Source organism: Kineococcus rhizosphaerae (assembly GCF_003002055.1).
Lineage (GTDB): Bacteria > Actinomycetota > Actinomycetes > Actinomycetales > Kineococcaceae > Kineococcus > Kineococcus rhizosphaerae.
Map to the genome: position 1 here is coordinate 401,364 of NZ_PVZF01000001.1, position 22,113 is coordinate 423,476.

General features: G+C 74.9%; 21 protein-coding genes and 1 tRNA gene. 13 read left to right on the top strand and 9 right to left on the bottom strand.

Annotated elements, in window-relative coordinates; translation table 11 throughout:
* Window positions 1-5: 5 nt before the first annotated feature.
* Window positions 6-983, top strand: coding sequence for a 3-hydroxyacyl-CoA dehydrogenase family protein (locus tag CLV37_RS02035; RefSeq protein WP_106206436.1), 978 nt, complete (start codon window positions 6-8; stop codon window positions 981-983).
* Between the two features lie 85 nt (window positions 984-1,068).
* Here the strand turns inward: CLV37_RS02035 and CLV37_RS02040 are convergent, their stop codons facing one another.
* Window positions 1,069-1,530: a VOC family protein gene (locus tag CLV37_RS02040; RefSeq protein ID WP_106206438.1), complete on the bottom strand. Its 462-nt coding sequence runs from the start codon at window positions 1,528-1,530 to the stop codon at window positions 1,069-1,071.
* Window positions 1,531-1,580: 50 nt separating this feature from the next.
* Here CLV37_RS02040 and CLV37_RS02045 point away from each other — a divergent pair, with 50 nt between their 5' ends.
* The 3 genes from CLV37_RS02045 to CLV37_RS02055 all read left to right on the top strand — a co-directional run bounded on the left by CLV37_RS02045 (window position 1,581) and on the right by CLV37_RS02055 (window position 4,707).
* On the top strand, window positions 1,581-2,549 hold the full coding sequence (locus CLV37_RS02045; RefSeq protein ID WP_106206440.1) for a helix-turn-helix transcriptional regulator: 969 nt from the start codon (window positions 1,581-1,583) through the stop codon (window positions 2,547-2,549).
* 143 nt (window positions 2,550-2,692) lie between these two features.
* Entirely contained in the window at window positions 2,693-3,901 is a 1,209-nt protein-coding gene (locus CLV37_RS02050) for a GNAT family N-acetyltransferase (RefSeq protein WP_170127001.1), read from the top strand.
* A gap of 17 nt (window positions 3,902-3,918) precedes the next feature.
* On the top strand, window positions 3,919-4,707 hold the full coding sequence (locus CLV37_RS02055; RefSeq protein ID WP_106206444.1) for an alpha/beta hydrolase family protein: 789 nt from the start codon (window positions 3,919-3,921) through the stop codon (window positions 4,705-4,707).
* On the opposite strand, the gene CLV37_RS02060 is transcribed toward CLV37_RS02055, so the two are convergent.
* On the bottom strand, window positions 4,667-5,293 hold the full coding sequence (locus CLV37_RS02060) for a hypothetical protein (protein ID WP_211298301.1): 627 nt from the start codon (window positions 5,291-5,293) through the stop codon (window positions 4,667-4,669). The genes CLV37_RS02055 and CLV37_RS02060 overlap by 41 nt on opposite strands.
* 118 nt (window positions 5,294-5,411) lie before the next feature.
* On the opposite strand from CLV37_RS02060, the gene CLV37_RS02065 reads away from it, so the two are divergent.
* Entirely contained in the window at window positions 5,412-5,891 is a 480-nt protein-coding gene (locus tag CLV37_RS02065) for a QcrA and Rieske domain-containing protein (protein ID WP_106206446.1), read from the top strand.
* Window positions 5,892-5,935: 44 nt separating this feature from the next.
* On the opposite strand, the gene ilvD is transcribed toward CLV37_RS02065, so the two are convergent.
* On the bottom strand, window positions 5,936-7,795 hold the full coding sequence (gene ilvD, locus CLV37_RS02070) for a dihydroxy-acid dehydratase (RefSeq protein WP_106206448.1): 1,860 nt from the start codon (window positions 7,793-7,795) through the stop codon (window positions 5,936-5,938).
* Between the two features lie 329 nt (window positions 7,796-8,124).
* Between ilvD and CLV37_RS02075 the strand changes: the two genes are divergently transcribed.
* Window positions 8,125-9,138 (top strand): site-specific integrase, encoded by a 1,014-nt coding sequence (locus CLV37_RS02075; protein WP_106206450.1) that lies wholly within the window; start codon window positions 8,125-8,127, stop codon window positions 9,136-9,138.
* A gap of 211 nt (window positions 9,139-9,349) precedes the next feature.
* Here CLV37_RS02075 and CLV37_RS02080 read toward each other — a convergent pair whose 3' ends face one another.
* Window positions 9,350-10,411: a ThiF family adenylyltransferase gene (locus CLV37_RS02080; RefSeq protein ID WP_106206452.1), complete on the bottom strand. Its 1,062-nt coding sequence runs from the start codon at window positions 10,409-10,411 to the stop codon at window positions 9,350-9,352.
* Entirely contained in the window at window positions 10,408-11,217 is an 810-nt protein-coding gene (locus CLV37_RS02085; RefSeq protein ID WP_146149257.1) for a hypothetical protein, read from the bottom strand. The genes CLV37_RS02080 and CLV37_RS02085 overlap by 4 nt, the downstream gene beginning before the upstream one ends.
* 179 nt (window positions 11,218-11,396) lie before the next feature.
* Here CLV37_RS02085 and CLV37_RS02090 point away from each other — a divergent pair, with 179 nt between their 5' ends.
* Window positions 11,397-12,413, top strand: coding sequence for a glycosyl hydrolase (locus tag CLV37_RS02090; protein ID WP_106206457.1), 1,017 nt, complete (start codon window positions 11,397-11,399; stop codon window positions 12,411-12,413).
* A 24-nt stretch (window positions 12,414-12,437) separates the two neighbouring features.
* Here the strand turns inward: CLV37_RS02090 and CLV37_RS02095 are convergent, their stop codons facing one another.
* Window positions 12,438-12,659 carry a hypothetical protein gene (locus CLV37_RS02095; protein ID WP_106206459.1) on the bottom strand — a complete coding sequence of 74 codons (222 nt, stop codon included), beginning with the start codon at window positions 12,657-12,659 and terminating at the stop codon, window positions 12,438-12,440.
* Window positions 12,660-13,009: 350 nt separating this feature from the next.
* Between CLV37_RS02095 and CLV37_RS02100 the strand changes: the two genes are divergently transcribed.
* Window positions 13,010-14,128, top strand: coding sequence for a M15 family metallopeptidase (locus tag CLV37_RS02100; protein WP_106206461.1), 1,119 nt, complete (start codon window positions 13,010-13,012; stop codon window positions 14,126-14,128).
* Between the two features lie 650 nt (window positions 14,129-14,778).
* On the opposite strand, the gene CLV37_RS02105 is transcribed toward CLV37_RS02100, so the two are convergent.
* Window positions 14,779-15,240, bottom strand: coding sequence for a hypothetical protein (locus CLV37_RS02105; RefSeq protein WP_106206463.1), 462 nt, complete (start codon window positions 15,238-15,240; stop codon window positions 14,779-14,781).
* A 611-nt stretch (window positions 15,241-15,851) separates the two neighbouring features.
* On the opposite strand from CLV37_RS02105, the gene CLV37_RS02110 reads away from it, so the two are divergent.
* The gene (locus tag CLV37_RS02110; RefSeq protein ID WP_106206465.1) at window positions 15,852-16,253 is read left to right on the top strand and encodes a hypothetical protein; all 402 of its coding nucleotides are present in this window, start codon (window positions 15,852-15,854) and stop codon (window positions 16,251-16,253) included.
* 199 nt (window positions 16,254-16,452) lie between these two features.
* Here CLV37_RS02110 and CLV37_RS02115 read toward each other — a convergent pair whose 3' ends face one another.
* A complete protein-coding gene (locus CLV37_RS02115) occupies window positions 16,453-16,785 on the bottom strand; it encodes a helix-turn-helix domain-containing protein (RefSeq protein WP_146149258.1) in 333 nt (110 codons plus the stop codon).
* A gap of 236 nt (window positions 16,786-17,021) precedes the next feature.
* Between CLV37_RS02115 and CLV37_RS02120 the strand changes: the two genes are divergently transcribed.
* Window positions 17,022-17,279, top strand: coding sequence for a hypothetical protein (locus CLV37_RS02120; RefSeq protein WP_106206469.1), 258 nt, complete (start codon window positions 17,022-17,024; stop codon window positions 17,277-17,279).
* A 458-nt stretch (window positions 17,280-17,737) separates the two neighbouring features.
* Here CLV37_RS02120 and CLV37_RS02125 read toward each other — a convergent pair.
* Window positions 17,738-17,822, bottom strand: a tRNA-Leu gene (locus CLV37_RS02125).
* A 135-nt stretch (window positions 17,823-17,957) separates the two neighbouring features.
* Between CLV37_RS02125 and CLV37_RS02130 the strand changes: the two genes are divergently transcribed.
* From CLV37_RS02130 to CLV37_RS28760, 3 genes are read left to right on the top strand one after another with little or no spacing between them, the layout of a single operon-like run.
* A complete protein-coding gene (locus CLV37_RS02130; RefSeq protein ID WP_106206471.1) occupies window positions 17,958-18,953 on the top strand; it encodes an AAA family ATPase in 996 nt (331 codons plus the stop codon).
* Window positions 18,950-20,005: a DUF58 domain-containing protein gene (locus tag CLV37_RS02135; RefSeq protein WP_106206473.1), complete on the top strand. Its 1,056-nt coding sequence runs from the start codon at window positions 18,950-18,952 to the stop codon at window positions 20,003-20,005. Before CLV37_RS02130 ends, CLV37_RS02135 begins: the two co-directional genes overlap by 4 nt.
* Complete coding sequence (locus CLV37_RS28760; protein WP_170127002.1) at window positions 19,936-22,083, top strand: transglutaminase TgpA family protein; 2,148 nt, start codon at window positions 19,936-19,938, stop codon at window positions 22,081-22,083. The genes CLV37_RS02135 and CLV37_RS28760 overlap by 70 nt, the downstream gene beginning before the upstream one ends.
* The last annotated feature ends 30 nt before the right edge of the window (window positions 22,084-22,113 follow it).

Here is a 22,113-nt window from a genome sequence, read left to right on the forward strand (position 1 = left end):
ACCCCGTGCCCACCGCACCGCGCACCGACAAGATCACCAAGGTCGCCCAGATCGGCACCGGCTACATGGGCGGCGGCATCGCCCAGTCCCTGGCCCTCGCCGGCAACGACGTCTGGCTCGCCGACGCCGACCAGGAGTCGACCCAGCGCAACTACGAACGCCTCCTGAAGGAGTCCGAGCTCTTCGAGGCGCAGGGCCTGTTCGCGCCCGGCAGCACCGAGGTCCTCAAGGCCAAGTTCCACCCGGCCGCCTCCATCGAGGAAGCCGTCGCCGACGTCCACTTCGTCGAGGAAGCCGTCTTCGAGGACCCCGCCGTCAAGAAGGACGTCCTCTCGCGCGTCGAGAAGGCCGTCACCCCCGGCACCATCATCGGCACCAACACCTCCACCATCCCGGTCAAGGTGCTCGCCGAGGCGTTCGAGGACGCGTCCCTGTTCCTCACCGTGCACTTCTCCAACCCCGCGCCCTTCATCCCCGGCGTGGAGCTCGTCACCGGTGAAGCCACCGACCCGGCCGTCCTGCCCCTCATCGACGACCTGCTCACCCGCGCCGGCCGCCGCGGCGCCCAGGTAAAGGACGTCCCCGGCTTCGTCCTGAACCGCCTGCAGTACGTCCTGCTCAAGGAAGCCATGTCCGTCGTCGACGAAGGGGTCGCCACCCCCGCCGACGTCGACACCATCGTCTCCACGACCTTCGGCTTCCGCCTGCCCTTCTTCGGGCCCTTCGCGATCGCCGACATGGCCGGCCTCGACGTCTACGCCAAGGGCTTCAAGGTCCTCGAGGGCCACTTCGGTGAGCGCCTGTCCGCCCCCGCCAACCTCACCGCCCTCGTCGAGGCCGGCAAGTTCGGCACCAAGACCGGCTCCGGCTTCCTCGAGCTCGACCCCGAGAAGCTCGCCGCCCTCATCGACTACCGCAACAAGGCGTACAAGAAGATGCAGGAGCTGCTCGACGAGCTCGGGCCCTCGCCCCTCGCCGAGTGACCTGAACCCAGCTCACCCCACGCCCGGGCGCCGCGGATCGCGGCGCCCGGGCGTCCTGCGTCCCGGGCCCGTCAGCCCGAGCCCGTCAGTCCAGGCAGAACTCGTTGCCCTCCGGGTCGGCCAGCACCAGGTGCCCCGACTCCAGCGGCGGCGCCGGCGCGCACCGCGCCAGCACCCGTGCCCCCGCCGCGACGAGCCGCGCGGCCTCGGCCTCCAGGGCGGCCATCCGCTCGGCCCCCGCCAGCCCCGGTGCCGCCCGCACGTCCAGGTGCACCCGGTTCTTCGCGACCTTCGGCTCCGGCACCCGTTGGAAGTAGATCCGCGGCCCCACCCCCTCGGGGTCCACCACCGCCGACGCGTCGCCGTGCCGCTCCGCGGGGACCCCCCACGCCGCCAGCGCCTCCGGCCACGAGGCGAAGGGAGCCGGGGGCGGCTGCACCACGTACCCCAGCACCTGCGCCCAGAACCCGGCCATCCGCGCCGGGTCCGCGCAGTCGAACGTCACCTGGAACCGTCTGCTCGTCGTCTCGTCCACGACCCCGAGCATCGTCCACGACCCGGACAGCTGCGGTCCGCGATCCGTGCCACGCTCACCCCGTGAGCGCCGAAGGCACCACCGAACGCGTCCTGCGCCTCCTCGGGCTCCTGCAGCACCGCCCCCGCTGGACCGCCGCCGACCTCGCCGCCGAGCTCGGCGTCACCGACCGCTGCGTCCGCCGCGACGTCGCACGCCTGCGCACCCTCGGCTACCCCGTCCACGCCGTCCCCGGCGCCGGTGGCGGCTACCAGCTCGGAGCCGGTACGCGCCTGCCACCCCTGCTCCTGGACGAGGAGGAGACCGTGGCCACCGCCGTCGCCCTGCGGCTGGCCGCCGGCGCCGGCATCGCCGGAGCCGGCGACGCCGCCCTGCGCGCCCTCACCAAGCTCGACCAGGTCATGCCCCCCGCCCTGCGCCACCGCGTGCGCGCCGTCCACGACGCCACCGACACCCTCCACGCCCCCGGCCGGACCACCGAGGTCGACCCCGAACTGCTCGCCACGCTCGCCCGGGCCTGCCGCGACACCGTCCGCGTCCGCTTCACCCACTCCCGCACCCCCGACGGGCCGCGCACCGAACGGACCGTCGAACCGCTGCGCCTGGTCACCACCGGCCAGCGCTGGTACCTCGTCGCCTACGACCTCGACCGCGCCGACTGGCGGACCTTCCGCCTGGACCGCGTCCAGGACACCGACGTCACCACCTGGCGGTTCCACCCCCGCGACCACCCCGACCCCGTCACCCTCGTCCAGGACGCCCTCACCGTCACCCCCTACCGGCTGAGCGCGCGCATCCGCGTCCACGCCCCCGTCGAGCAGGTCCGCGACCTCGTCCCCGAGACCGTCGGCCGCGTCGAACCCGACGGTCCCGAGCACTGCCTGCTCCTCGTCGCCGCCGACGACCCCGCCTGGATCGTCGCCCACACCGCCCGCCTCGGCCTGCCCGCCGAGTTCCTCGAACCCGCCGAGCTGCGCGCCGCCGCCGCCCGCACCCTCGCCCACCTCACCGTCACCGACCAGCACCCCTGACCCGCCCCACCCGTCACGCACCGTCGCCCGGCCCTGTCGCGACGCACCGACGCGTGCGCCAAACGGGCACACTCCGCACCCGAGCGTGCACTGTGCGGGTAACCTCACCCCTGGTCAGTGTTTCGTCCGGGGGGATAGCAATGGTGACGACCAGCGGGTACGAGGTCGAGCGGATCGAGATCAGCTCACTCACCCCACAGCAACGCAACGAGTGGGACACGCTCCACGGCCGGCAGACCGGCGTGAGCAACCCCTTCACCAGTTCCGACTGGGTCCTGGAGTGGTACCGCAGCTACGTGCCCGAGCCCGCCCGGCAGCACCTGCTGTGGATCCGGGACACCAACGGGGCGCTCGCGGGCGTCGCCCCCTTCTACGAGCAGACCGTGGGCCCCCGCCGGCTGCCCGTCGGCCGCCGCCTCGTCCTCGTCGGCTACGGCCTCGGCACCGCCCTCGAACTGCCGCAGGTGCTCACCACCACCGCCGACGCCCGCGCCGTCCACCAGGCCGTCGTCCGCTGGACCCGCGACGCCGGCGCCGACTGGTCCGAGGTCTCCATCGCCCGCGACCAGGCGTGGTTCGAACCCGGCTGGGTCGAGGACACCACCGCCGAAGCACCGCACTACAGCCACCGCGCAGCCCGCGCCTGCGTCGTCCTGCCCCTCACCGGAACCTGGGACGAGATGCGCGGCGGCCTCAAGCGCAACCTCAAGGAGAGCCTGCGCCGCAGCCGCAACCGGCTCACCAAGAGCGGCCGCAGCTGGCACGTCCGGACCCTCGAGGGGTCCGAGGTCGACGAGACCGCCGTCCACCGGTTCTTCGCCCTGCACTCCGCCCGCGCCGGTTTCGACGGCACCACCTCCAGCCACCCGGACGTCTACGCCGACGCCACCCGCCGCGACATGCTCGTCCGCCTCGTGCCGAAACTGGCCCAGGCCAAGGAGGCCAGCCTCGTCGAACTCGTCGTCGACGACCAGGTCGTGGCCGTCCAGCTCGCCCTGCACTCCGCCGGCACCTCCTACGTGCACTCCTCCGGCCTGAACCCCGAGTACTGGGAGTTCTCCGCCGTCACCCTCCTGCAGGCCGAACTCGTCCAGGCCGCCATCACCCGCGGGGACCGGTACGTGAACTTCTCCCCCGGCCCCAACGTCGCCAAGATGCGCTGGAGCGAGACCGTGCACGTCGTCGACGACTTCGCCTACGCCACCGGGGGGCGCACCGCCGGGCTGCGGTTCCTCGCCTTCTCCCAGCTGTCCGCCGTCAAGCAGTACCGGCACGCCGTGTCCGTCGCCCGCGCCAACAGCCCCGCCCCGAAACCCACCCCCGGCTCCGGCTCCCAGGGCTCACCCAGCTGACCCACTAGGCTCGGCGGATGGCCGAGCAGGTGTCGTTCCTCAGCTCGACCGGCCACCGGCTGGCCGGTCTCCTCGACGTCCCCGAGGGCCCGGTGCGCGGCTGGGGCGTCTTCGCCCACGGCTTCACCCTGGGCAAGGACTCCCCCGCCGCCGCCCGCATCTGCAAGGGGCTGGCCGAGGAGGGCATCGGCATGCTCCGCTTCGACAACCTCGGCCTCGGCGGCTCCGAGGGCGACTGGGGCGACGGGTCCTTCACGCACAAGGTCGACGACACCGTCCTCGCCGCGGCGCACCTGGCCGAGCGGGGAACTCCCGCGGCTCTGCTCGTGGGGCACTCCTTCGGCGGCGCGGCCGTCCTCGCCGCCGCCGGCCGGATCCCCGGGCTGCAGGCCGTCGTCAGCGTCGGCGCCCCCTCCGAACCCCGCCACGTCGAGCACAACTACGACGCCCTCGTCGACCGCGTCCTCGCCGACGGCCACGCCGAGTGGCTGGTCGGCGGACGCGCCCTGACCCTCAAACGCGCCTTCATCGAGGACGTCCGCGCCGCCGACCTCAAGCAGCACGTGCGGCACCTCACCGTCCCGCTGCTCGTCATGCACTCGCCCACCGACTCCACCGTCAACGTCGAGAACGCCAGCGCCATCTTCCGCGCCGCCCCCCACCCGCGCAGCTTCATCTCCCTCGAAGGCTCCGACCACCTGCTCACCGCCCGCGGGCAGGCTCGCCGCGCCGCCCGGATCATCAGCGCCTGGGCCGACCAGTACCTCACCGCACCAGAGCGAACCTCCGCGCCACCCGGTCCGTGAGCTGCGCCAGGGACGACGTGCCGTCCACCACGAGACCCCGCGACCCGGCCTCGGCCGCCAACCGCCGCGTGAACGCCGCGTCCCGCACGAGCAGGTTCTCCAGCGCCCGCTCCGGATCGCTCGTGCGCCCCGCGATCGTGAACTCCGAACCCCGGGCCCGGAAGGCGGCCCGTCGGAAAGCCGGCGTGGGCAGCAACCACACCGCATCCGCCCCCGACGCGAGGGGACGCACCAGGGCGGGCAGCAACCGGAAGCCCTCGACCACCACCACCCGGTCCGCAGGCCGGGCCAGCAGATCCTGCACGACGAGGTCGAAACCCTCCCCCGCGAACCAGTGGAACGTCTCCAGCATCGCCTGCGGCGCCCGCAGCACCCACCGCTCGTCGAGCGACATCGCCAGGAACCGGTGGAGCAGGGGCGCCGCGTCCGCGTCCAGCCGCGCCGCGTGCTCGGCCATCGAGTCGTCGGTGGAACAGACGTCGACGTCGTACCGGCGGGCCAGCTCGGCCGCCACGGACGACTTGCCCGCCCCCGAGCCGCCGCCGAGCCAGCGCACGTGCGCCAACCGTGCCGCCAACTCGTCCACGCCGGGCACGCTACCCGCCGGACGCGCACGGAGAGCCGCTGGACCGAGCCGGTGAACCGACCCGGTCCCCGTCTCGTGTCACCCCTGCACACCGCACCCGACCGCTCCGGAGGCCCCCGTGGACGACCCGACGCCCCACCACCCGCTCGCCCGCGCCGTCCTGACGCGCCGACGGGCCCTGGCCGCCGGTGGCGGCACGCTCGGAGCCGGTGCCGTGCTCGCCGCCTGCGGCAGCGACGAGACGACCACCACCCCCGGCGCCGCAGGCAGCAGCAGCTCGGACGCCTCCACCGGTGCGGGCACCCCGGGGCAGCTCACCCCGCTCGCCGACGTCCCCGTCGGCTCCGGGATCGTGGTCCAGAACGCCGACGGAGCCGCGGTCGTCGTCGTCCAGCCCGAGGCGGGCCAGGTGGCGGCCTTCAGCGGCCTGTGCACCCACCAGGGGTGCGCCGTGGCGGTGAAGGACTCCGAGCTCGACTGCCCCTGCCACGGGTCCCGCTTCGAACTGTTCACGGGCAAGGTCCTGAAGGGTCCGGCGACCGAACCCCTCAAGGCCGTCGACGTGAAGGTCGACGGGGACGCGGTCGTCCAAGCCTGAGGACCACCCGGCCGCCTCCGCCTCGAGGCGGCCGGGCCGGGCCTTCAGCGCCGGTGCGTGCGTTCGGGCACCCTGCGCACCGCCCCCGTGGACGCCGACGTCGCCATCGCGGCGTAGGCGCGCAGCGCGGCCGTCAGCGGGCGGTCGCGCTGCAGCGGCTCCCAGGGCCGCTCGGAGGACTCCATCTTGGCGCGGCGCTCGGCGAGCACCTCGTCGTCGACGCGCAGGTGCAGACCGCGGGTCTCGACGTCGATCTCGATCCGGTCCCCGTCCTCGACGAGCCCGATGAGGCCACCGGCCCACGCCTCGGGCGACACGTGCCCGATCGAGATGCCGCTGGAACCCCCCGAGAACCGCCCGTCGGTGACGAGGGCGCAGACCTTGCCCAGGCCCCGGCCCTTGATGAACGACGTCGGGTGCAGCATCTCCTGCATCCCCGGCCCACCAGCCGGTCCCTCGTAGCGGATCACCACGACGTGCCCGGGCTTCACGGCACCGGACAGGATGCCCGTGACCGCGTCCTCCTGGGACTCGAAGACGATCGCCTCGCCCTCGAAGTGGAACAGCGACGGGTCGATGCCCGCCGTCTTGACGACCGCCCCCTCGGCCGCGAGGTTCCCCTCCAGGACGGCCAGCCCGCCGTCGACGGTGTAGGCGTGCGCGAGGTCGCGCACGCACCCGTCCTCGGCGTCCAGGTCCAGGGAGTTCCACCGGTTCTGCGTCGAGAACGCCTCCGTGGTGCGGACACCGCCCGGCGCGGCGTGGAACAGCTCCACGGCCACGTCGCTCGGGTTCTCGGCGCGCACGTCCCACGCGGACAGCCACGACGCGAGGTCGGGCGAGTGGACCGTGCGCACCGACTCGTCGAGCAGTCCCGCGCGCCACAGCTCGCCGAGGATCGCGGGGATCCCCCCGGCCCGGTGCATGTCCTCCATGTGGAAGTCGGAGTTCGGGGCGACCTTCGACAGGCACGGGACACGACGGCTGATCGCGTCGATGTCGGCGAGGGTGAAGTCGAGCTCGGCCTCCTGGGCGGCGCCCAGGATGTGCAGGACGGTGTTCGTCGACCCGCCCATCGCCACGTCGAGCGCCATGGCGTTCGAGAAGGCGGCCCGGTTGGCGATGCTGCGCGGCAGGACCGACTCGTCGTCCCCGTCGTAGTACTGCCTGGCCAGTTCCACGATCAGCGATCCGGCCCGCAGGAACAGGTCTCTGCGCGCGGCGTGCGTGGCCAGCGTGGACCCGTTGCCGGGCAGCGACAGTCCGAGGGCCTCGGTGAGGCAGTTCATGGAGTTCGCGGTGAACATCCCCGAGCAGGACCCGCAGGTCGGGCACGCGGAGCGTTCGACGGCGTCGAGGCCGTCCTGGGTGACCTGTTCCGAGGCCGACGCCGCGATCGCGGTGATGAGGTCGGTCGGGGCGTGGGCGACCCCGTCCACCACGACCGCCTTGCCGGCCTCCATCGGCCCCCCGGAGACGAAGACGACGGGGATGTTCAGCCGCAGGGCCGCCATCAGCATGCCCGGGGTGATCTTGTCGCAGTTGGAGATGCAGACCAGGGCGTCGGCCTGGTGGGCGTTCACCATGTACTCGACGGAGTCGGCGATGAGCTCGCGGCTCGGCAGCGAGTACAGCATCCCCGAGTGCCCCATCGCGATGCCGTCGTCGACGGCGATGGTGTTGAACTCCTTCGAGACCCCACCGGCCTCGGCGATCGCCCCGGCGACGAGGTCGCCCATGTCCTTCAGGTGCACGTGCCCGGGCACGAACTGGGTGTAGGAGTTGGCGATCGCGACGATGGGTTTCCCGAAGTCGCCGTCGGTCATGCCGGTGGCACGCCACAACGCGCGGGCACCGGCCATGTTCCGGCCGTGGGTCGAGGTACGGGAACGCAACGCGGGCACGACTGCTCCAGGTCTGCAGGGAGGGGTGGGTCTCGCACGGGACACCGCGGCCGATGGGCCCGCGGACAGCGTCCCGCGCGAGCGGACGACTCCCCCGGCCCCGCAGGTGCGCGGGCGAGGACGTCGTCCCGTCGGCGGCCACCGGAGTCGCGGTGGGACCAGCCTGCGCCCCCGGGTCCGTCACGGAGTTCACCGGGAGCGGAGTCAGGATAACCCGCGTCACTCGCCCCCTTCGTCGGGGCTGTTCTCGTCTGACGCTGTGGAGCAACTTCGCGAAAAATTGTTGCTATGACTTCCAGTAACAGATCTTCCCTTGCTAGAGTTGCCTCGTGAGCGCCACCGGTCCCGACGAGGTCCCCGCGGAACTCGCTGCAGCCCTGCTCCCCCCGCTGGACCCCCCGCCGGTCTTCGACGCGGACACCCTCAGCACCTGGTTCGCCTCCCTCGACCCGGTGCGCCGCGGGGTGCGGGCACCCGGCACCTGGCGCGCCTACGCGGTCGACCTCGCGCACTTCGCCGAGTGGTGCGCACTGCACGACCTGCAGCCGCTGCCCGCGGCGGCCGAGACGGTGGCCGACTACCTCGTCGCGCACGTCGAGAAGCTGTCCGTCGCCACCCTGCAGCGCCGGCTGGCCGCGATCGCCGTGGCGCACGGCGTCATCGGGGTCCCCTCCCCCACCGACGGCGAGCACGTCGGCCTCGTGTGGCGGGGCTTGCGCCGCGTCCACGAGCCCGGACGCCGCCGCCGCCGGGTCGACGCGCTGGAGACCAGGAACCTCGCCGACCTGGTGGCCCCGCTGACCGACACCGTCATGGACCACCGCGACCGTGCGCTGCTGGTCCTGGGCTTCGCCGGGGCCCTGCGCCGCTCGGAACTGAGCGCCCTGGAGGTCGGCGACGTCGTGGTCGAGCCCGGCCGCCTGCTCCTGACGGTCCGCGCCGCGGGCGCCCGCGCCGAACGCGTCGTGGAACTGCCTCGCGGCAAGCGCCTGGAGACGTGTCCCGTGCGGTCGTGGCGCAAGTGGGCTGAGGTGGCCCGCCTCGCCGAGGGGCCAGCGTTCCGCCGGATGACCAAGGGCGGCAAGTCGTTGCGACCGGAGCGGCTCGGCGACCGCGGGGTCGCCGAGGTCGTCAAGCGCCGGACCCTCGACGTGGGGCTGGACCCGAGCCTGTTCTCCGGGCACAGCCTGCGGGCCGGGTTCGTGACCTCCGCCGCCCGCGCCGGCGTCCCCGGGGTGTCCATCGCCCGGCAGACCGGTCACCGGTCGGCGGCGGCCCTGGCGGCCTGCGTGCGCGAGGAGCGGCCGTTCCCGGGCAACCCCGCTGCCCACGTGGGTCTCTGAGGCGGCCGGACGCGCTCGCGGCGACCACCAGTCACCGACCACGTGAGCCGTCGTCGTCGCCGATCGTCGTGAGCGGCTCCCCTGTCAGGGGCGTTGTTCGTCCGCCTTGCGAAGTGTGCAAAGATTGGCTCCAGTAACTGAACTTCTGAAGATGTGAGTGGGTCACCTCCTGGGCACGGCGGATCAGGTCGGTCCGGCGGCCGGAGACGGGTCAGTCGACCGGTCCCCCGGCTGCGCACCAGGCCGCGAAGCCCCCGTCGAGGTGCACGACGTCGGTGCGCCCGGTGGCGAGCACGGCCCGCAGGGCCTGCGCGGAGCGGGATCCGCGCGCGCAGTGCAGGACCACCGGACCGTCGGGCAGGGCGGCGGGGTCGGCGAGGAGCTCCCCCAGCGGCAGGGTGAGCGAGCCCGGGATGAGTCCCCGGGCGCGTTCGTCCGGTTCCCGGACGTCGACCACGACCGCCCCGGGCCTGCTGAGCAGGTCGGCGACCGTCACCGTCGGCAGGTGCTCGGGTCCGGTGCGGCGGGGGTCGGGGCGCAGCGGGAGCTCGCGCCACGTCATGGCGAGGGCGTCGTGGACGAGGACGCGGCCGAGGAGCGGGCGGCCGGCACCCGTGAGCAGCTTGACGGCCTCGGTCACCATGACGGAGGCGACGGCGGCGCAGACGCCGCCGAGGACACCGGCCTCCCCGCAGCTGGGCACCGACCCCGGTGGCGGGGCCGTCGGGAAGAGGTCCCGGTACGTGGCCCCGGCCGGGTCGAAGACGCTGACGTGCCCGTCGAAGCGCAGGACCGCACCCCACACCCACGGCCGGCCGGCGGCGACGAGGGCGTCGTTGACGAGGTACCGGGTCTCGAAGGTGTCGGAGCCGTCCAGGACGAGGTCGTAGCCGGCGACGGTCCGGGCCGCGGAGGCGCTCGTGAGCCGTTCGCGATGGCGGACGACCGTGATCGCGGGGTCGAGCCGGGCCACGGCGTCCGCGGCGCTGTCGACCTTGGCCCGCCCGACGTCGCCCGTCCCGTGCAGGACCTGCCGCTGGAGGTTGGAGGCCTCCACGACGTCGTCGTCGACCACCCCGATCGTCCCGACCCCGGCCGCGGCGAGGTACAGCAGGGCCGGGGACCCCAGGCCCCCCGCCCCGACGACCAGGACCCGTGCGGCCAGCAGGCGGCGCTGGCCCAGCTCGCCGATCTCGGGCAGCAGCAGGTGCCGCGAGTAGCGCTCGCGCTGCGCGGGAGTCAGGTCCGGTCCCGGCTCGACCAGGGGCCTCACCGGGCCTGCTCCACCGCGGCGACCCGTTCGGCCGGGCTCGCCTGCCGTTCCAGGGCGGTGCGCAGCCGGTCGGCTCCGGCCGGTACCGCGAGGCTCACGGTCGCGGGTGCGCCACCCGTGAGCCGTCGCAGGGCACGGGCCGTCGCCTCCAGGACGCCGAGGACCTCGGGGGTCGTCAGCCGCTCCAGGGACCCGGCGGGCCCGTCCAGGGCCAGGCACCCGGTCACCGCGGAGGTCTGCCCCGTGTCGTCGACGAGGGGGACGGCCACCACGACGGCGTACTTGCCCCGGACGAGGCGGAACTCCTCCGGGCTCAGCCCCTGGCGCTCCCCCGCCGCGTCGAGGGCGGTGACGTCGCGGGCCACGACGGCTCCCGTGGCCACGCACTCGCCGACGACCCCCTTGCCCGGGGCCCAGCGCACGCCGGAGGCGACCGGGCGGCGGCGGGCCCGGACCCGGTGCACGCGGGCCAGCCGGGCAGGCCCCCACCAGGGCCGCTCGAGGCGGTAACCGGCCAGGGCCAGGTCCCGGGGGTCGGTCCCCGTGGCGTCGACCACGGCCCACAGGGCGCCGGAGAGCAGGTCGTCGTAGAGCTCGCGCGTCGCGTCGACGCGCCGGCCCCGCACGGAGGTGACCGCTTGCAGCGCAGCGGGGACGATCGCGAGAAGGGCGGCCAGGAGCACCAGGGTCACGACGACGGCGTCTCCCGGGGCCCAGACGGCCGTGCGGTCCAGCGCCAGCCCGGCGCCCACCACGGCCGCCAGGACGGCGACGGCCACGTCGATCCAGACCCGGTCACCCCTCACGGCGTCACCGTAGACGGGGCTCCCGACACGGCCGACGTCGGTCGTCACTGGTTGCACCATCAACCACACGGTACGTTCGAGGCCTTACCGCACCCACGGCCCGCCCGCACCCCCGAGCGTGTCGGTGCGGTGGGACGACCGGCCCACCCCCCCTGGACCAGACGATGGGACTGCCCTCCATGGACACGAACGACAGCCCCGCCCCCCGCACCCCCCGCCGACGGGGCCTGCGCCCGCTCGGCGCAGCGGTGGCCCTCGCCCTCGGCGCAGCCGCCCTGACGGCCACCCCCGCCGTCGCCGCCTCCCCCGGCTCCGACCGCTCGCCCGGCTGGCTCTCGGGCCGCTCCGGCACCAGCCGCGGCGCAGCCGAGATCACCTCGACCTGGGCCGACGACGACTCCTCGGCCGTCTCCCTCGGCCAGCTCGCTCCCGGGGGCGAGCTCGGTTCCTGGTGCGGCTCCCTGGACCTCGCCGTGGGTGCCTTCACCTCCGGCACCTGGCGCGACGCCGCGGACGGCGGCCACGACGACCTCTGGCGCCGGTCCCTCACGGCCCTGCGGGAGAAGTGGACCGCGCTGCAGGACCGTTGCCGCGCCGCCGGCGACCCGACGCCCAACACCCTCTACGTGCGCTTCGCCCACGAGGCGAACGGCAACTGGTACGACTGGTCCATCCGGGACACCGACCCCGCGACCGTCAAGGCCGCGTGGGCCCGCTACAGCCGCTTGAAGGACGAGATCCTGCCGGGCGCCGAGCTCGTGATGTCCCTCAACCGGGAATCGCTGGGGATGTCCCGTCCCTGGACCGACTACTTCCCCGGCCGCGACGTCGTGGACGTCCTGGGGGTCGACTACTACAACCAGTACCCCTACGTCGCCTCCCAGGGGCAGTGGGACGCCTCCGTGGACGACACCTCCGGTGGCGGACCGCTGGGTCTGCAGGCGCACCTGGACTTCGCGCGGTCCGTGGGGCTGCCGCTGTCGGTGAACGAGTGGTCGGGCAACGCCGACGAGGGTGACTCCCCGGTGTTCGTCGAGAACATGCACCGCTTCTTCGCCACCCACGCCGGGGGCGGAGCCGGTGAGCTGCTCTACGAGGTGCAGTTCAACGTCGACCGCGACGGCGGGCGATGGTCGCTGACCCCGGGTCGCACTCGGATGCCCCGCTCGGCACAGGCGTACGCCGACCTCTTCTGAGAGGGAGAGGACGGCGCTCGCCGGTCAGACCACCTCGCCGCCGACGGTGACGTAGGTGGCGTCGCCGGTGGGGGCCGGCGCACCCTGCGCGATGACGTCCTCGTCGAGCAGGGTGCGCACGGTCACCGCGATGGACGCCTCGCTGGCGTGCAGGTGCTCGGCGAGGTTGCTGATCGTCGCCTCCGTCAACCGCGGGATGGCACCCGTGATCTCGACGGCGGCGATCTCGGTCTGGTCGAGAGTCACGGCTGCTCCTCGGGGTGTGGTGGTGCACCGCTGGCGCGACGCTGCGGGCGGCTGCGTCGCTCGTTCGACGCGCGACCGGCCCCGGTGGTTCCCGCGCCCGCGGCGGCGCCGGACGGGTGTCGTGGGTCACGTCCGCGACGTGTCGCCGTCAGAGGTCCCGTGCGGTGAACCCGTTGCGGCGCAGGCTCGCGCTCTGCGACGTCTCTCGACGACGCGACCGTGCGGAGCCGACGAGTGACGCAGAGCGACGGATTGTCCACAGCCTCGGCCGTCCCGGGTTTCCCAGGTCGTCGCACCGTCAACTAACCTGCCCGGGCTCCTGCCGCCGAGGGAAAGACGATCCGCAGCCCGTGCCCCCGCTCCTGCCGTCCCCGTCCCGTCGACGCACCACCGCCGCCACCTCCGTGGGCTTGGCCGCCCTGCTGCTCACCGTCGCCGCGCCGCAGGTCGCGCAGGCCGCTCCCCCCGCACCGGCCGCAACCACCGCGCAGGCGCCGGCCCCGACGCTGAGCGACGTCGCCGCGCGGGCCGCGGCGGCGCTGGAGGCCTACCAGCAGGCCGCGCAGGCCCAGACCGACGCGCAGACCGCGGCCGACGCCGCGCAGGCGGACCTGGCCGTGGCCGACGCGGCCGTCGAGGCACGGCGCACCGAGCTCGGCACCTGGGCCTCGCAGGCGTACCGGGGGACGACGGGCATGCACCAGCTGTCCACCGTCACGGCTCTGCTGGACCCGCAGACGACCCAGGACGTGGGGTGGACGCTCGCCGCCCTCGACCGCGTCAGCGGTGAGTACGAACGCGCCGTCGAGGCGAGCGAAGCCGCCCGACGGACACGCGCGACGGCTGCGGCCACGGCGGCGGCAGCCGTCGAGCAGGCCAGGACGAGCGCGGAGGCCGCCCTCGCGGCCAAGACGTCCGCCGAGGCGCTCGTCCAGCAGCAGCTCGTGGCCTACGCCGCGGCGCAGCGCACGTCCGCGGGTCTGGACGCGCTGACGCCGGACCCGGCCGTCGTCGAGCGCGCCCGCGAACGCCTGTCCACGACCGCGACCTGCACGGGCGCGACGTTGAGCGGGTACGCCAACGGCCTGCTGCCGGTGGAAGCGCTGTGCCCGCTGTACGGCGCCCCGGGCAAGGTCCTGCGCGCCGACGCGGCGCACGCCTTCGAAGGGCTGTCCCAGGCGTTCGAGGCGCAGTTCGGCGTACCGCTGGCGGTGACGGACGCCTACCGTTCGCTGGCCGAGCAGGTGGACGTGAAGGCCCGCAAGCCCGGGCTGGCGGCGGTGCCGGGCACGTCCCGGCACGGGCTGGGGCTGGCCGTCGACCTGGGGGGCGGCGTACAGGACGCGAACGCCGTGCAGCACCAGTGGCTGGACCGCAACGCGGCGCTGTTCGGGTTCGTGAACCCGGCGTGGGCCCAGGGCTCCCCCGGGCCGTTCGAGCCGTGGCACTGGGAGTACGTGGCGCTCTGAGAACCCCTCGTGCGGCCCCGTCCTCCCCAGGTCGTCCGGGCAGGACCCTCGGGAACCCGAGTCCGCGAACGGTGGTGTCGTGGGTCGGTCAGGACGCGGAGCTTCCCTGACCGACCGTCGTCGGACGCTGCGGTCCGGGGCTGTCGTTCGTCGGCCCCCGAGGGGCGGATCCGGCGCCACCTCCCTGGTTGGGGCTTCACTTCGTTCTGATCAGGCGAGCCACAGATCGCTGACCTCTACTTCTTCCTCATTGGCTCCGGTAAGTGAACTTCTATTGTTACCCACACCAGGAACCTGCGCCGCACCCTCTCGCACACGAGGCGCCGTCGAGCACCCGCGGGCGAGGTGACGGAAGCCGAACACAGCGAGGTCCCGCCCCGTCCCCACCGAACCTGCCCCGGTCGCCCGCCGGAGGAAGCGGTCGCGGCCGTCCCCCGCTGCCGTGCGGCGGCCGCGAGGCCCTGGCGGGCGACGCCGGAGGGCAGGTGTCGCGGCGGCGCGCACGGTCCACCACCATCGGTGAACGCCTGTGCGACCGCGCCGACGCCGACCGCCTGACGTGGGGTGGACCGGCAGCCGGTGTCCCAGAGGGCCGTGAGAGGCGGAAGGCCTGTCCGGGGGGCGTCGACGCCGCCCGGCCGGTGAGGTGCTCAGGTGCGGAAGTCGATGGTGGCGCGGCCGCCGTTCTGCTCCAGGTAGCGACGGGCGCGGTCGTGCTGGCGCGGGCTCAGCAGCGGCTGCAGGGTTCCCGCCTCGTCCTCGACGTCGAAGCCCGCCAGGAACCGCACGTAGGCGATGTCGATGGGGCACCCCTGCGGCAGCAGGCCGCTGTCGCGGTCGGCTGCGACCTGGGCGGCGAGCGCCGAGGACCCGATCTCGTCCAACGACGCGCTGTCGGTCAGTTCGAGCCCCGGGCCCAGCACCACGCCGAGGAAGGAGCGGTCGCTGACGGTCAGGGAGGCCAGGATGCGCGATTGGCGGGCTCGCGCCTCGCGGGCCAGCGCCGTGCCCGAGGCGTTCACCGCCTGCGCGAGGATCGGGCTGCTGGGGTCGCGCGTCGCCGAGGACAGGCCCAGCTCACCGGACGTGGCGGGTGAGGGAACGTTCAACACGTCGGTGTTCCTCCTGGGGCCAGCTCCGTGGCGGACGTGCGCGGACCAGTTCTCTTCGGCACATCACGGTGCGTGCTTGAGGTTGGGGTGGCCTGCGCTCCTGGGACCCCCGTGTCGGCCACGTCGTCACCGTCGGTGATGGAGGGCTCGACGTCAGCTGCCCGCGGACCGGATCGCCGGGCGGTGACCTCGCGAGGTACCGGCTGAGGCCGGGGGGCCTGCGGCGCGGGTTCCGCGGGGTTGCGAGCGCCTCTGGCGCTGAGCGGGGCGGGCGGTGCACGATGACCTCGATGATCCGGAGGTCCCGTCGGTGCGCCGTCAGGACGAGGGTCTGCCCTCGCGGCACGGCCGCGGTTCCAGCGCACGACGGTCAGGGACGGTGGACGGAGATGCTGCAGCCCGACCGCGAGGCACGTCCGGCGTGTGCGGGTCGTGGCGGTGACCGCCCTGCCGCGGTCGGGCTGCGGACTGCGTCGTGCCCAGCGCCGGACGTCGAGGGGGCTGCTCGTGCGGGCGTTGCGGTGCGCCGCGGCGTGGTGGGCGGCGCGGCGGGTGGCCGGGTCGCAGTGCGTGGTGCAGCTCTCTGCCCGTTCGCGGTGAGGCTCTCGGCGGTGTCCACCTCGATGGCCACCTCGATGGCCATGTCGGTGAAGGCCGGCGCCCGGGTGGTGCGTGTCCGTCGTGCGCGCGTCGCGGCGACTGCCGTGTGCGCCCTGTTGTGGTCGCTGCTGGCGGTCGTGCAGGGCACGGCCCGCGGCAGCGGTACCTCGGCCGGGCAGCCTGCGGCGTTGACGGTCGCCACCGCGGTGCTCGTCCTGGTCGTCTCGGTGGTGCTGTGGCTGGCTGCCTTCGGCACCCCGGTCCCCGCCGTGGGGTTCGTCCTGACCGGGCTGGCGGTGGTGGTTCCGCTGCTGCTGGTCGCGGCGTTGCGCACGGGTCTGTGGGGGCGGGTCGGTGCGGTGGTCGGCGCCGGGGTCGAGGCAGGGCTGGGCGCCCTCGCGGGGGCGCGGTAGCCCCCTCGCCGGTCCGGGCGCAGCGCCCCGCGGACGGTTCGGGCGGGCGTCTCGGCGCGTGCTCGCGGCCGGCTCCTGCTCGTCGGCTCGTGGACGACGGCCGGGCTGTCGTCGGCACCTGACGCGGAAGTCCTCGTCGGCGAGCGCCACGTCGCGCAGGGACCGACGTGGCGGGGCGTTTCCCGGGCCGGGGTGCCGGTCAGTGCCCGGGATCCAGACCGAGGTGCCGGCGCAGGGTGGAGGTCAGGCGCTGAAGGTCGGCCAGCTCCTCCTCGGTGCAGGCGTCGAGGAACAGCTCCTGCACGGCCCGCAGGTGCGCTACGGAGCTGCGCCGGTACGCGGCCGCGCCGTCGTCGGTCAGCACCACGTCCGCGCCGCGGGGGTCGTCCTGCGCCTGTTCGCGGGTGATCAGCCTGCGTCGTTCCCTGCGTCCCCGGTGGTGCGAGAGGCGGCTGCGTTCCCGGTGGATCGTCGCGGCCAGGCTCGAGGGCCGCAGCCGGTGTTCCGGCGCCTCGTGGAGAGCCGGCAGCACCGGGTGGTCGCCCGGGGACAGCCCGGACTCCGACGAGAGGTCTACCCCCGTCCCGTGCAGCACCCGCTGCCGGCGTCGGTCGGGGTCGGCGGCACCCCCCGCGTCCTTCGTCCGGGCCGGTCTGCCGGGTCTGCCCCTGGTGCTGGCCGTCGTCGGCGGTGAACCCCGCCGGTTCGCCCCGCTCATCGACCTCTGCCGCCGCACGAAACGCGTTCTCCCCCGGCTGGTTCGACACGATGACCCCCATCGGACGCGAGCGCGGTTCCCCCTCGCCCGGGCCGGGGCAGTTCGACGCCCAGACCGGTCCCGACGGGGCCTTCGTCGTCGGCGCCCCCGACACCGTCGCGGCGAAGCCGGCCCGGTTCTCCGACCAGCTCGGCGGCATCGACCGGATCTCGCTGCAGATGGCCGACCCCCTGACCTCGCACGCCGAACTCGTGCGCAGCAGCGAACTGCTCGGCGACGACGTGGTCCCCCGGCTGACCGGCCTCTGACGAGCGGTGATGCGGGCCTGCGGGCGCGCAGGGCTTGGAGCCGTGGGTCCTACCAGCGGGCGACGAGGGAGGCCTGCGGATCTCGCGGCTGCACCACCACGACCACGGGACGGGAGCGCGTCGGGATGGGGTGGCTGCCGCCTCACGAACGAGGGGGTGTTCCCCGTCACCGGACCCCGGGATGAGGGGCTGCACACGCTGGGTCGCAGGGCTCGCCGTCGGTGCCTGCCGGTGGTGCGCTGCGGTCTTCTCGTCCTCAGCGCTCCCGGGGCGGGTCCCGCTCGGCGGGCGGGTCCTCCGGGTGTCCCCGAGAACGATCGGGGAACTGGACGCGGTGAGGCCTGCGGTGGTGCTCCCGGGTCGTCCTTCGGACCTCGGAGGGTTCGACGCCACAATCGAAAAAAGCCCCGACCTGCACGAATGCTGGTCGGGGCTTGTCTCGTCGCTGTCTCAACGAGTGTCCGAGGGGGGACTTGAACCCCCACCCACTATACGTGGACTAGCACCTCAAGCTAGCGCGTCTGCCTATTCCGCCACCCGGACGAGTGGTGCTCGCCCGGGTGTTTCCTCCCGTGCGAACGAGGAAAACCCTAGCACGCCAGGGGGGTCGCCCATGCCACTGCTCCACCCGGGGGACGGCTCGTCGGGTCGGCGCGGCGGGGAGCCGATCCACACCGGGTGACTGACGCTCTGGTGCACCCCCTCCCCTCCGGCGACCCGACCGTCGCTGCGCGCGGCCTGGTCGAGGGGATCGAGCGGGTGGTGCGCGGCCGGCTGGCCGTGGTCGAGCTGCTCGTGACGGCTGTGCTCGCGCGCGGGCACGTGCTGATCGAGGACGTGCCCGGCACGGGCAAGACGACGCTGGCGACGGCGTTCGCGGCGTCGGTGGGGGCGCGGTGCTCGCGGGTGCAGGCCACGGCGGACCTGCTGCCGGCGGACGTGACCGGTGCGGGCGTGTGGGACCCGGCCACGGGCGGGTTCCGCTTCGTGCCCGGGCCGGTGTTCGCGCCGGTGCTGCTGGTGGACGAGCTGAACCGCACGTCGCCGCGGACGCAGTCGGCGTTCCTGGAGGCGATGGAGGAGCGGGCGGTGACCGTGGACGGGGTGCGGCACCGGCTGCCGGACCCGTTCGTGCTGATCGCGACGCAGAACTCGGTGGAGCAGCACGGGACGTACCCGTTGCCCGAGGGGCAGCTGGACCGGTTCGCGGTGCGGCTGGTGCTGGGGCCGGTGGCCGAGGACGTGGAGCGCCAGGTGGTGCGCGAGCAGCTGGCGGGCAACCGTCCCGAGGCGCTGTCCCCCGTGCTGGACCTGGCGGGTCTACTGGACCTGCAGGAGGCGACGGCGGCCGTGCACGTGGCCGACGCGACGCTGGACCTGGCGGTGCGGCTGTGCCGGGCCACCCGCACGGACCCGCAGGTCCGTTCCGGGGCGGGCACGCGGGCGGTGCTGACCCTGGTGCGGTGCGCGCAGGGCCGGGCGGTCCTGGCCGGGCGCGACCACGTGCTGCCCGAGGACGTGCAGGCGCTGGTGGTGCCGGTGCTGGCGCACCGGCTGGTGCCCGGCGACGCGCACTCGCTGCTGGGTGAGGACGGGCCGGCGGCGCGGACGGTGGCCCAGGAGCGGCTCGCGGCGGGTCTCGTCCCCGCGGTCGCGGTGGACCTGCAGCGGTGACCGAGCGCTTCCTGAGCGAGCTGGAGACGGAGCTGCCGGGGGGCCGGGGTCTGCGGTGGCGCCCGGTGCTGCTGGCGACGGCGGGGCCGGCGCTGCTGGTGCTGTCGTTCGGGGTCGGGAACCGGTGGCTGACGCTGGTCGGCTGCGCGCTGCTGGCCGCGGTGGCGACGGCGGTGGCGACGATGCCGCCCTTCGGCCGGCTCGCGGTGGCGGTGCGGGTGCCCGCGCGGGCCCGGGTCGGCGAGGTCGTCGAGCACGTGGTGCGGGTGCGCAACACCGCGCACCGCTCGTGCGCGGCGGTCGTGCTGCACCTGGGCGGCGACGGGTTCGCCCACGTGCACGTGGGTGTCCCGGCGCTGCGCGCCGGTGAGGCCGTCGAGCTGCGCGTGCCGCGGGAGGCGCTGGTGCGGGGCCTGAGCGCCGGGCCGGACGTGCTGGTGCAGGCCGCCGACGTCCTCGGGCTGCTGCTGCACCGCCGCCGGGCCCGGCTGGAGGCGCCCGTCGCGGTGCACCCGGCGCCGACGGCGGTGCCCGTGCTGCCGGTCCCGCCGGTGCGGGTGGGGTCGGACGACGTGGCGGGCCTGCGCCCGTTCCGGGCCGGTGACCGCGCGGCCTCGGTGCACTGGCGGGCGTCGGCGCGGCGCGGGCCGCTGTCGTCCCCGGCGGGTCCGTCGCTGGTGGTGCTCGAGCGGGAGGCCGAACCGCTGGGGCAGCTCGTCGTCGTCCTCGGCGGCGGTGAGCCCGAGGGGTTCGAGACGGTCCTGGGCGAGGTCGCGGCGTTGCTGCACGCCGAACGGGCCGCGGGCCGGCGCGTCGCGGTCCTGGACGGCGCCGGGCGGCCGGCGGAGGGCCCGCGGGCCCTGGACGTGCTCGCCGCGGCCTCACCGGCCGGTGAGGCCGCGGTGGCGACCGCGCTCGCGAGCGCCGGCCGGGTGGCCGGTCGGGGTGGCCGGGTGGTGGTCGCGTCGGCGGCCGGGTGGTCGTGGGGTGCAGCGCAGGGTTCGTCGTCGGGTTCGTCGTCGGGTGTCTCGTCGGGGTGGGGGTCGTGGTGAGCTCGGTGCGCGGCGCGGGTCCGGACGCCCTGCTGGGTTCGCACGCGGTGTCGCGGGCGGCGCTGGGGTGCGCTGCGGTGGCGGTGGTGGCCTCGGTGCTGGGGCTGGCGGTGACCGGTGCGGCGCCGTGGGCGGTGGCGGGTTCGTCGGCGGTGGCGGTGGGTGCGGCGCTGCTCCTGCGGGGCTCGCGGGCGGGTGCGCAGCTGGTGGGTGCGCTGGGGGCGGTCGCGGCGCTGGTGTGGTTGCCGGGTCTGGTCGCCGGGCGCGGTGCGCTGGCGGTGTGGCCGGTGCTGGCGGTGGCGTTGGCGGTGCGGCAGTTCGCGGTGGTGCGCTCGGCGCGGGACGTGCGCTCGGTGCTGGGGTTGGCGGTGCTGGTGTCGCTGGCGGCGGCGGGGATCTCCCCGTCGGCGGGGCTGGTGGGCCCGGCGGCGCTGGTGTGGGTGTCGGCGTCGGCGGGGACGGCGTTCTCGGTGCCGCACCGGCCGGTGGACGCTGCGCTGGTGCGGCGGGTGGCCTCGGGGCTGGGCGTGGCGGCGGTGGTGGCGTCGGTGGTGTTCCTGCTGGTGCCGGCGCCGCAGGGTGGTGCCGTGGCCGGGTGGGCGTCCGCGGCGGCGTCCGGGTCCGGCGCGGCGGGGCGGGGCGCCGACGGGCAGGAGGCGGTGGCGCGCAGCGCGCAGGCGTACGCGGGGGGCACGCTGGACCTGTCCTCACGCGGGGAGCTGGCGGCCACGCCGCTGCTGCGGGTGCCGGCGGCCTCGCCGCAGCTGTGGCGGGCGGGGGTGCTGGACGTCTACGACGGCCGGACGTGGTCGGTGTCGGCTCCGCTGGGGCTGTGGACCCCGACGGCGACGGGCTGGGCCTCGGCGGTGGAGGACGGGGCGTCGGCGCGCGAGCGCACGGACCGGGTGGTCCCGCTCGGGTCCTACGACGCGGTGGTGAGCGCGGGGTCGCCGGTGGCGCTGCGGCCGGTCCCGTCGTCGTCGCAGGGACCGTTGTCGTTGCGGGACGACGGTTCCGGGGTTTCCCTGTCGTCGGCCGACGTGCCGTACGACGTGGTGTCGCGGCAGGTCCCGTCGCTGGAGTCGGACGTGGTGCGGGTGTCGGGGACGGCCGGCCCGCTGGAGCGGGAGCGGTGGGTGCAGCTGCCGGCGGACCTGCCGCGGCGGGTGCGGGACCTGGGCGTGGGGCTGGTCGCGTCGTCGGGGCCCACCGGGGCGCAGGACCCGGTGGCGGCGGCGCGCGCGGTGTCGGCGTACCTGCGCGAGCACGAGCGGTACGCGCTGGACGCCCCGGTGCCGCAGGAGGGTGCGGACGCGGTGGAGCGGTTCCTGTTCGTGGACCGGGTCGGGTTCTGCGAGCAGTTCGCGAGCGCGGAGGTGGTGCTGCTGCGCTCGGCGGGGGTCCCGGCGCGGTTGGTGACGGGGTTCTCCGGTGGGGCGCACGAGGGCGGGGAGCGGGTGCTGCGCGCGCAGGACGCGCACGCGTGGGTCGAGGTGTGGGTCCCGGGGACGGGGTGGGTCTCCTCGGACCCGACGGCGGGGGCCGCGCTGGCCGGTGCCGGGTCGGGGTCGTGGTGGCAGCGGGCGTGGTCGTGGGTGCAGCGCAGCGTGTCGGCGGTGCTGGACTCGCCGGCGGCGCGGGCCTGGACCGCCGGGGGTGTGCTGGCCGGGGCCGCGCTGGTCGGCTGGTTCGCGTGGTGGTCGCCTCGTCGCCGGCGCCGGAGTCCGCAGCTGTCGCAGGTGCCGGTGGCGCGGCGCGGGGACGCGTCGGTGGTGGCGCTGCTGGTGGCGGTGGACGGTTTCGAGGCGGTGCTGGACCCGTCGCTGCGCCGCGGCGCCAGCGAGGGGGTCTCGTCGTGGCGCGAGCGGCTCGCCGGGGCCGGGCCGGCGGGGGTGCCGGGGCCGGTGTGGCAGGAGGCGCGGGGGGCTCTGTCGGTGCTGGAGCGGGTGTGCTTCGCGCGGGCGCTGCCGGCGCGGGGGGAACTGCAGCGGGCGCGCGAGGCGTTGGAGTCGGCGTCGGCGGCGGTCCTCGGCCTGCGGTCGGGTCCGGCGGCGAGCACAGTGTTCGTCGGCGGTTAACCTGAGGTCCCGCCCGCGCGGCCAACGATA

What these genes read in the sequence shown, in the direction of transcription:
- CLV37_RS02120 (WP_106206469.1), top strand. Translation starts at nt 17,022, where the DNA reads ATGACCCCCATCGGACGCGAGCGCGGTTCCCCCTCGCCCGGGCCGGGG.
- CLV37_RS02040 (WP_106206438.1), bottom strand. Translation starts at nt 1,530, where the DNA reads ATGCTCGGGGTCGTGGACGAGACGACGAGCAGACGGTTCCAGGTGACG.
- CLV37_RS02090 (WP_106206457.1), top strand. Translation starts at nt 11,397, where the DNA reads ATGGACACGAACGACAGCCCCGCCCCCCGCACCCCCCGCCGACGGGGC.
- CLV37_RS02055 (WP_106206444.1), top strand. Translation starts at nt 3,919, where the DNA reads ATGGCCGAGCAGGTGTCGTTCCTCAGCTCGACCGGCCACCGGCTGGCC.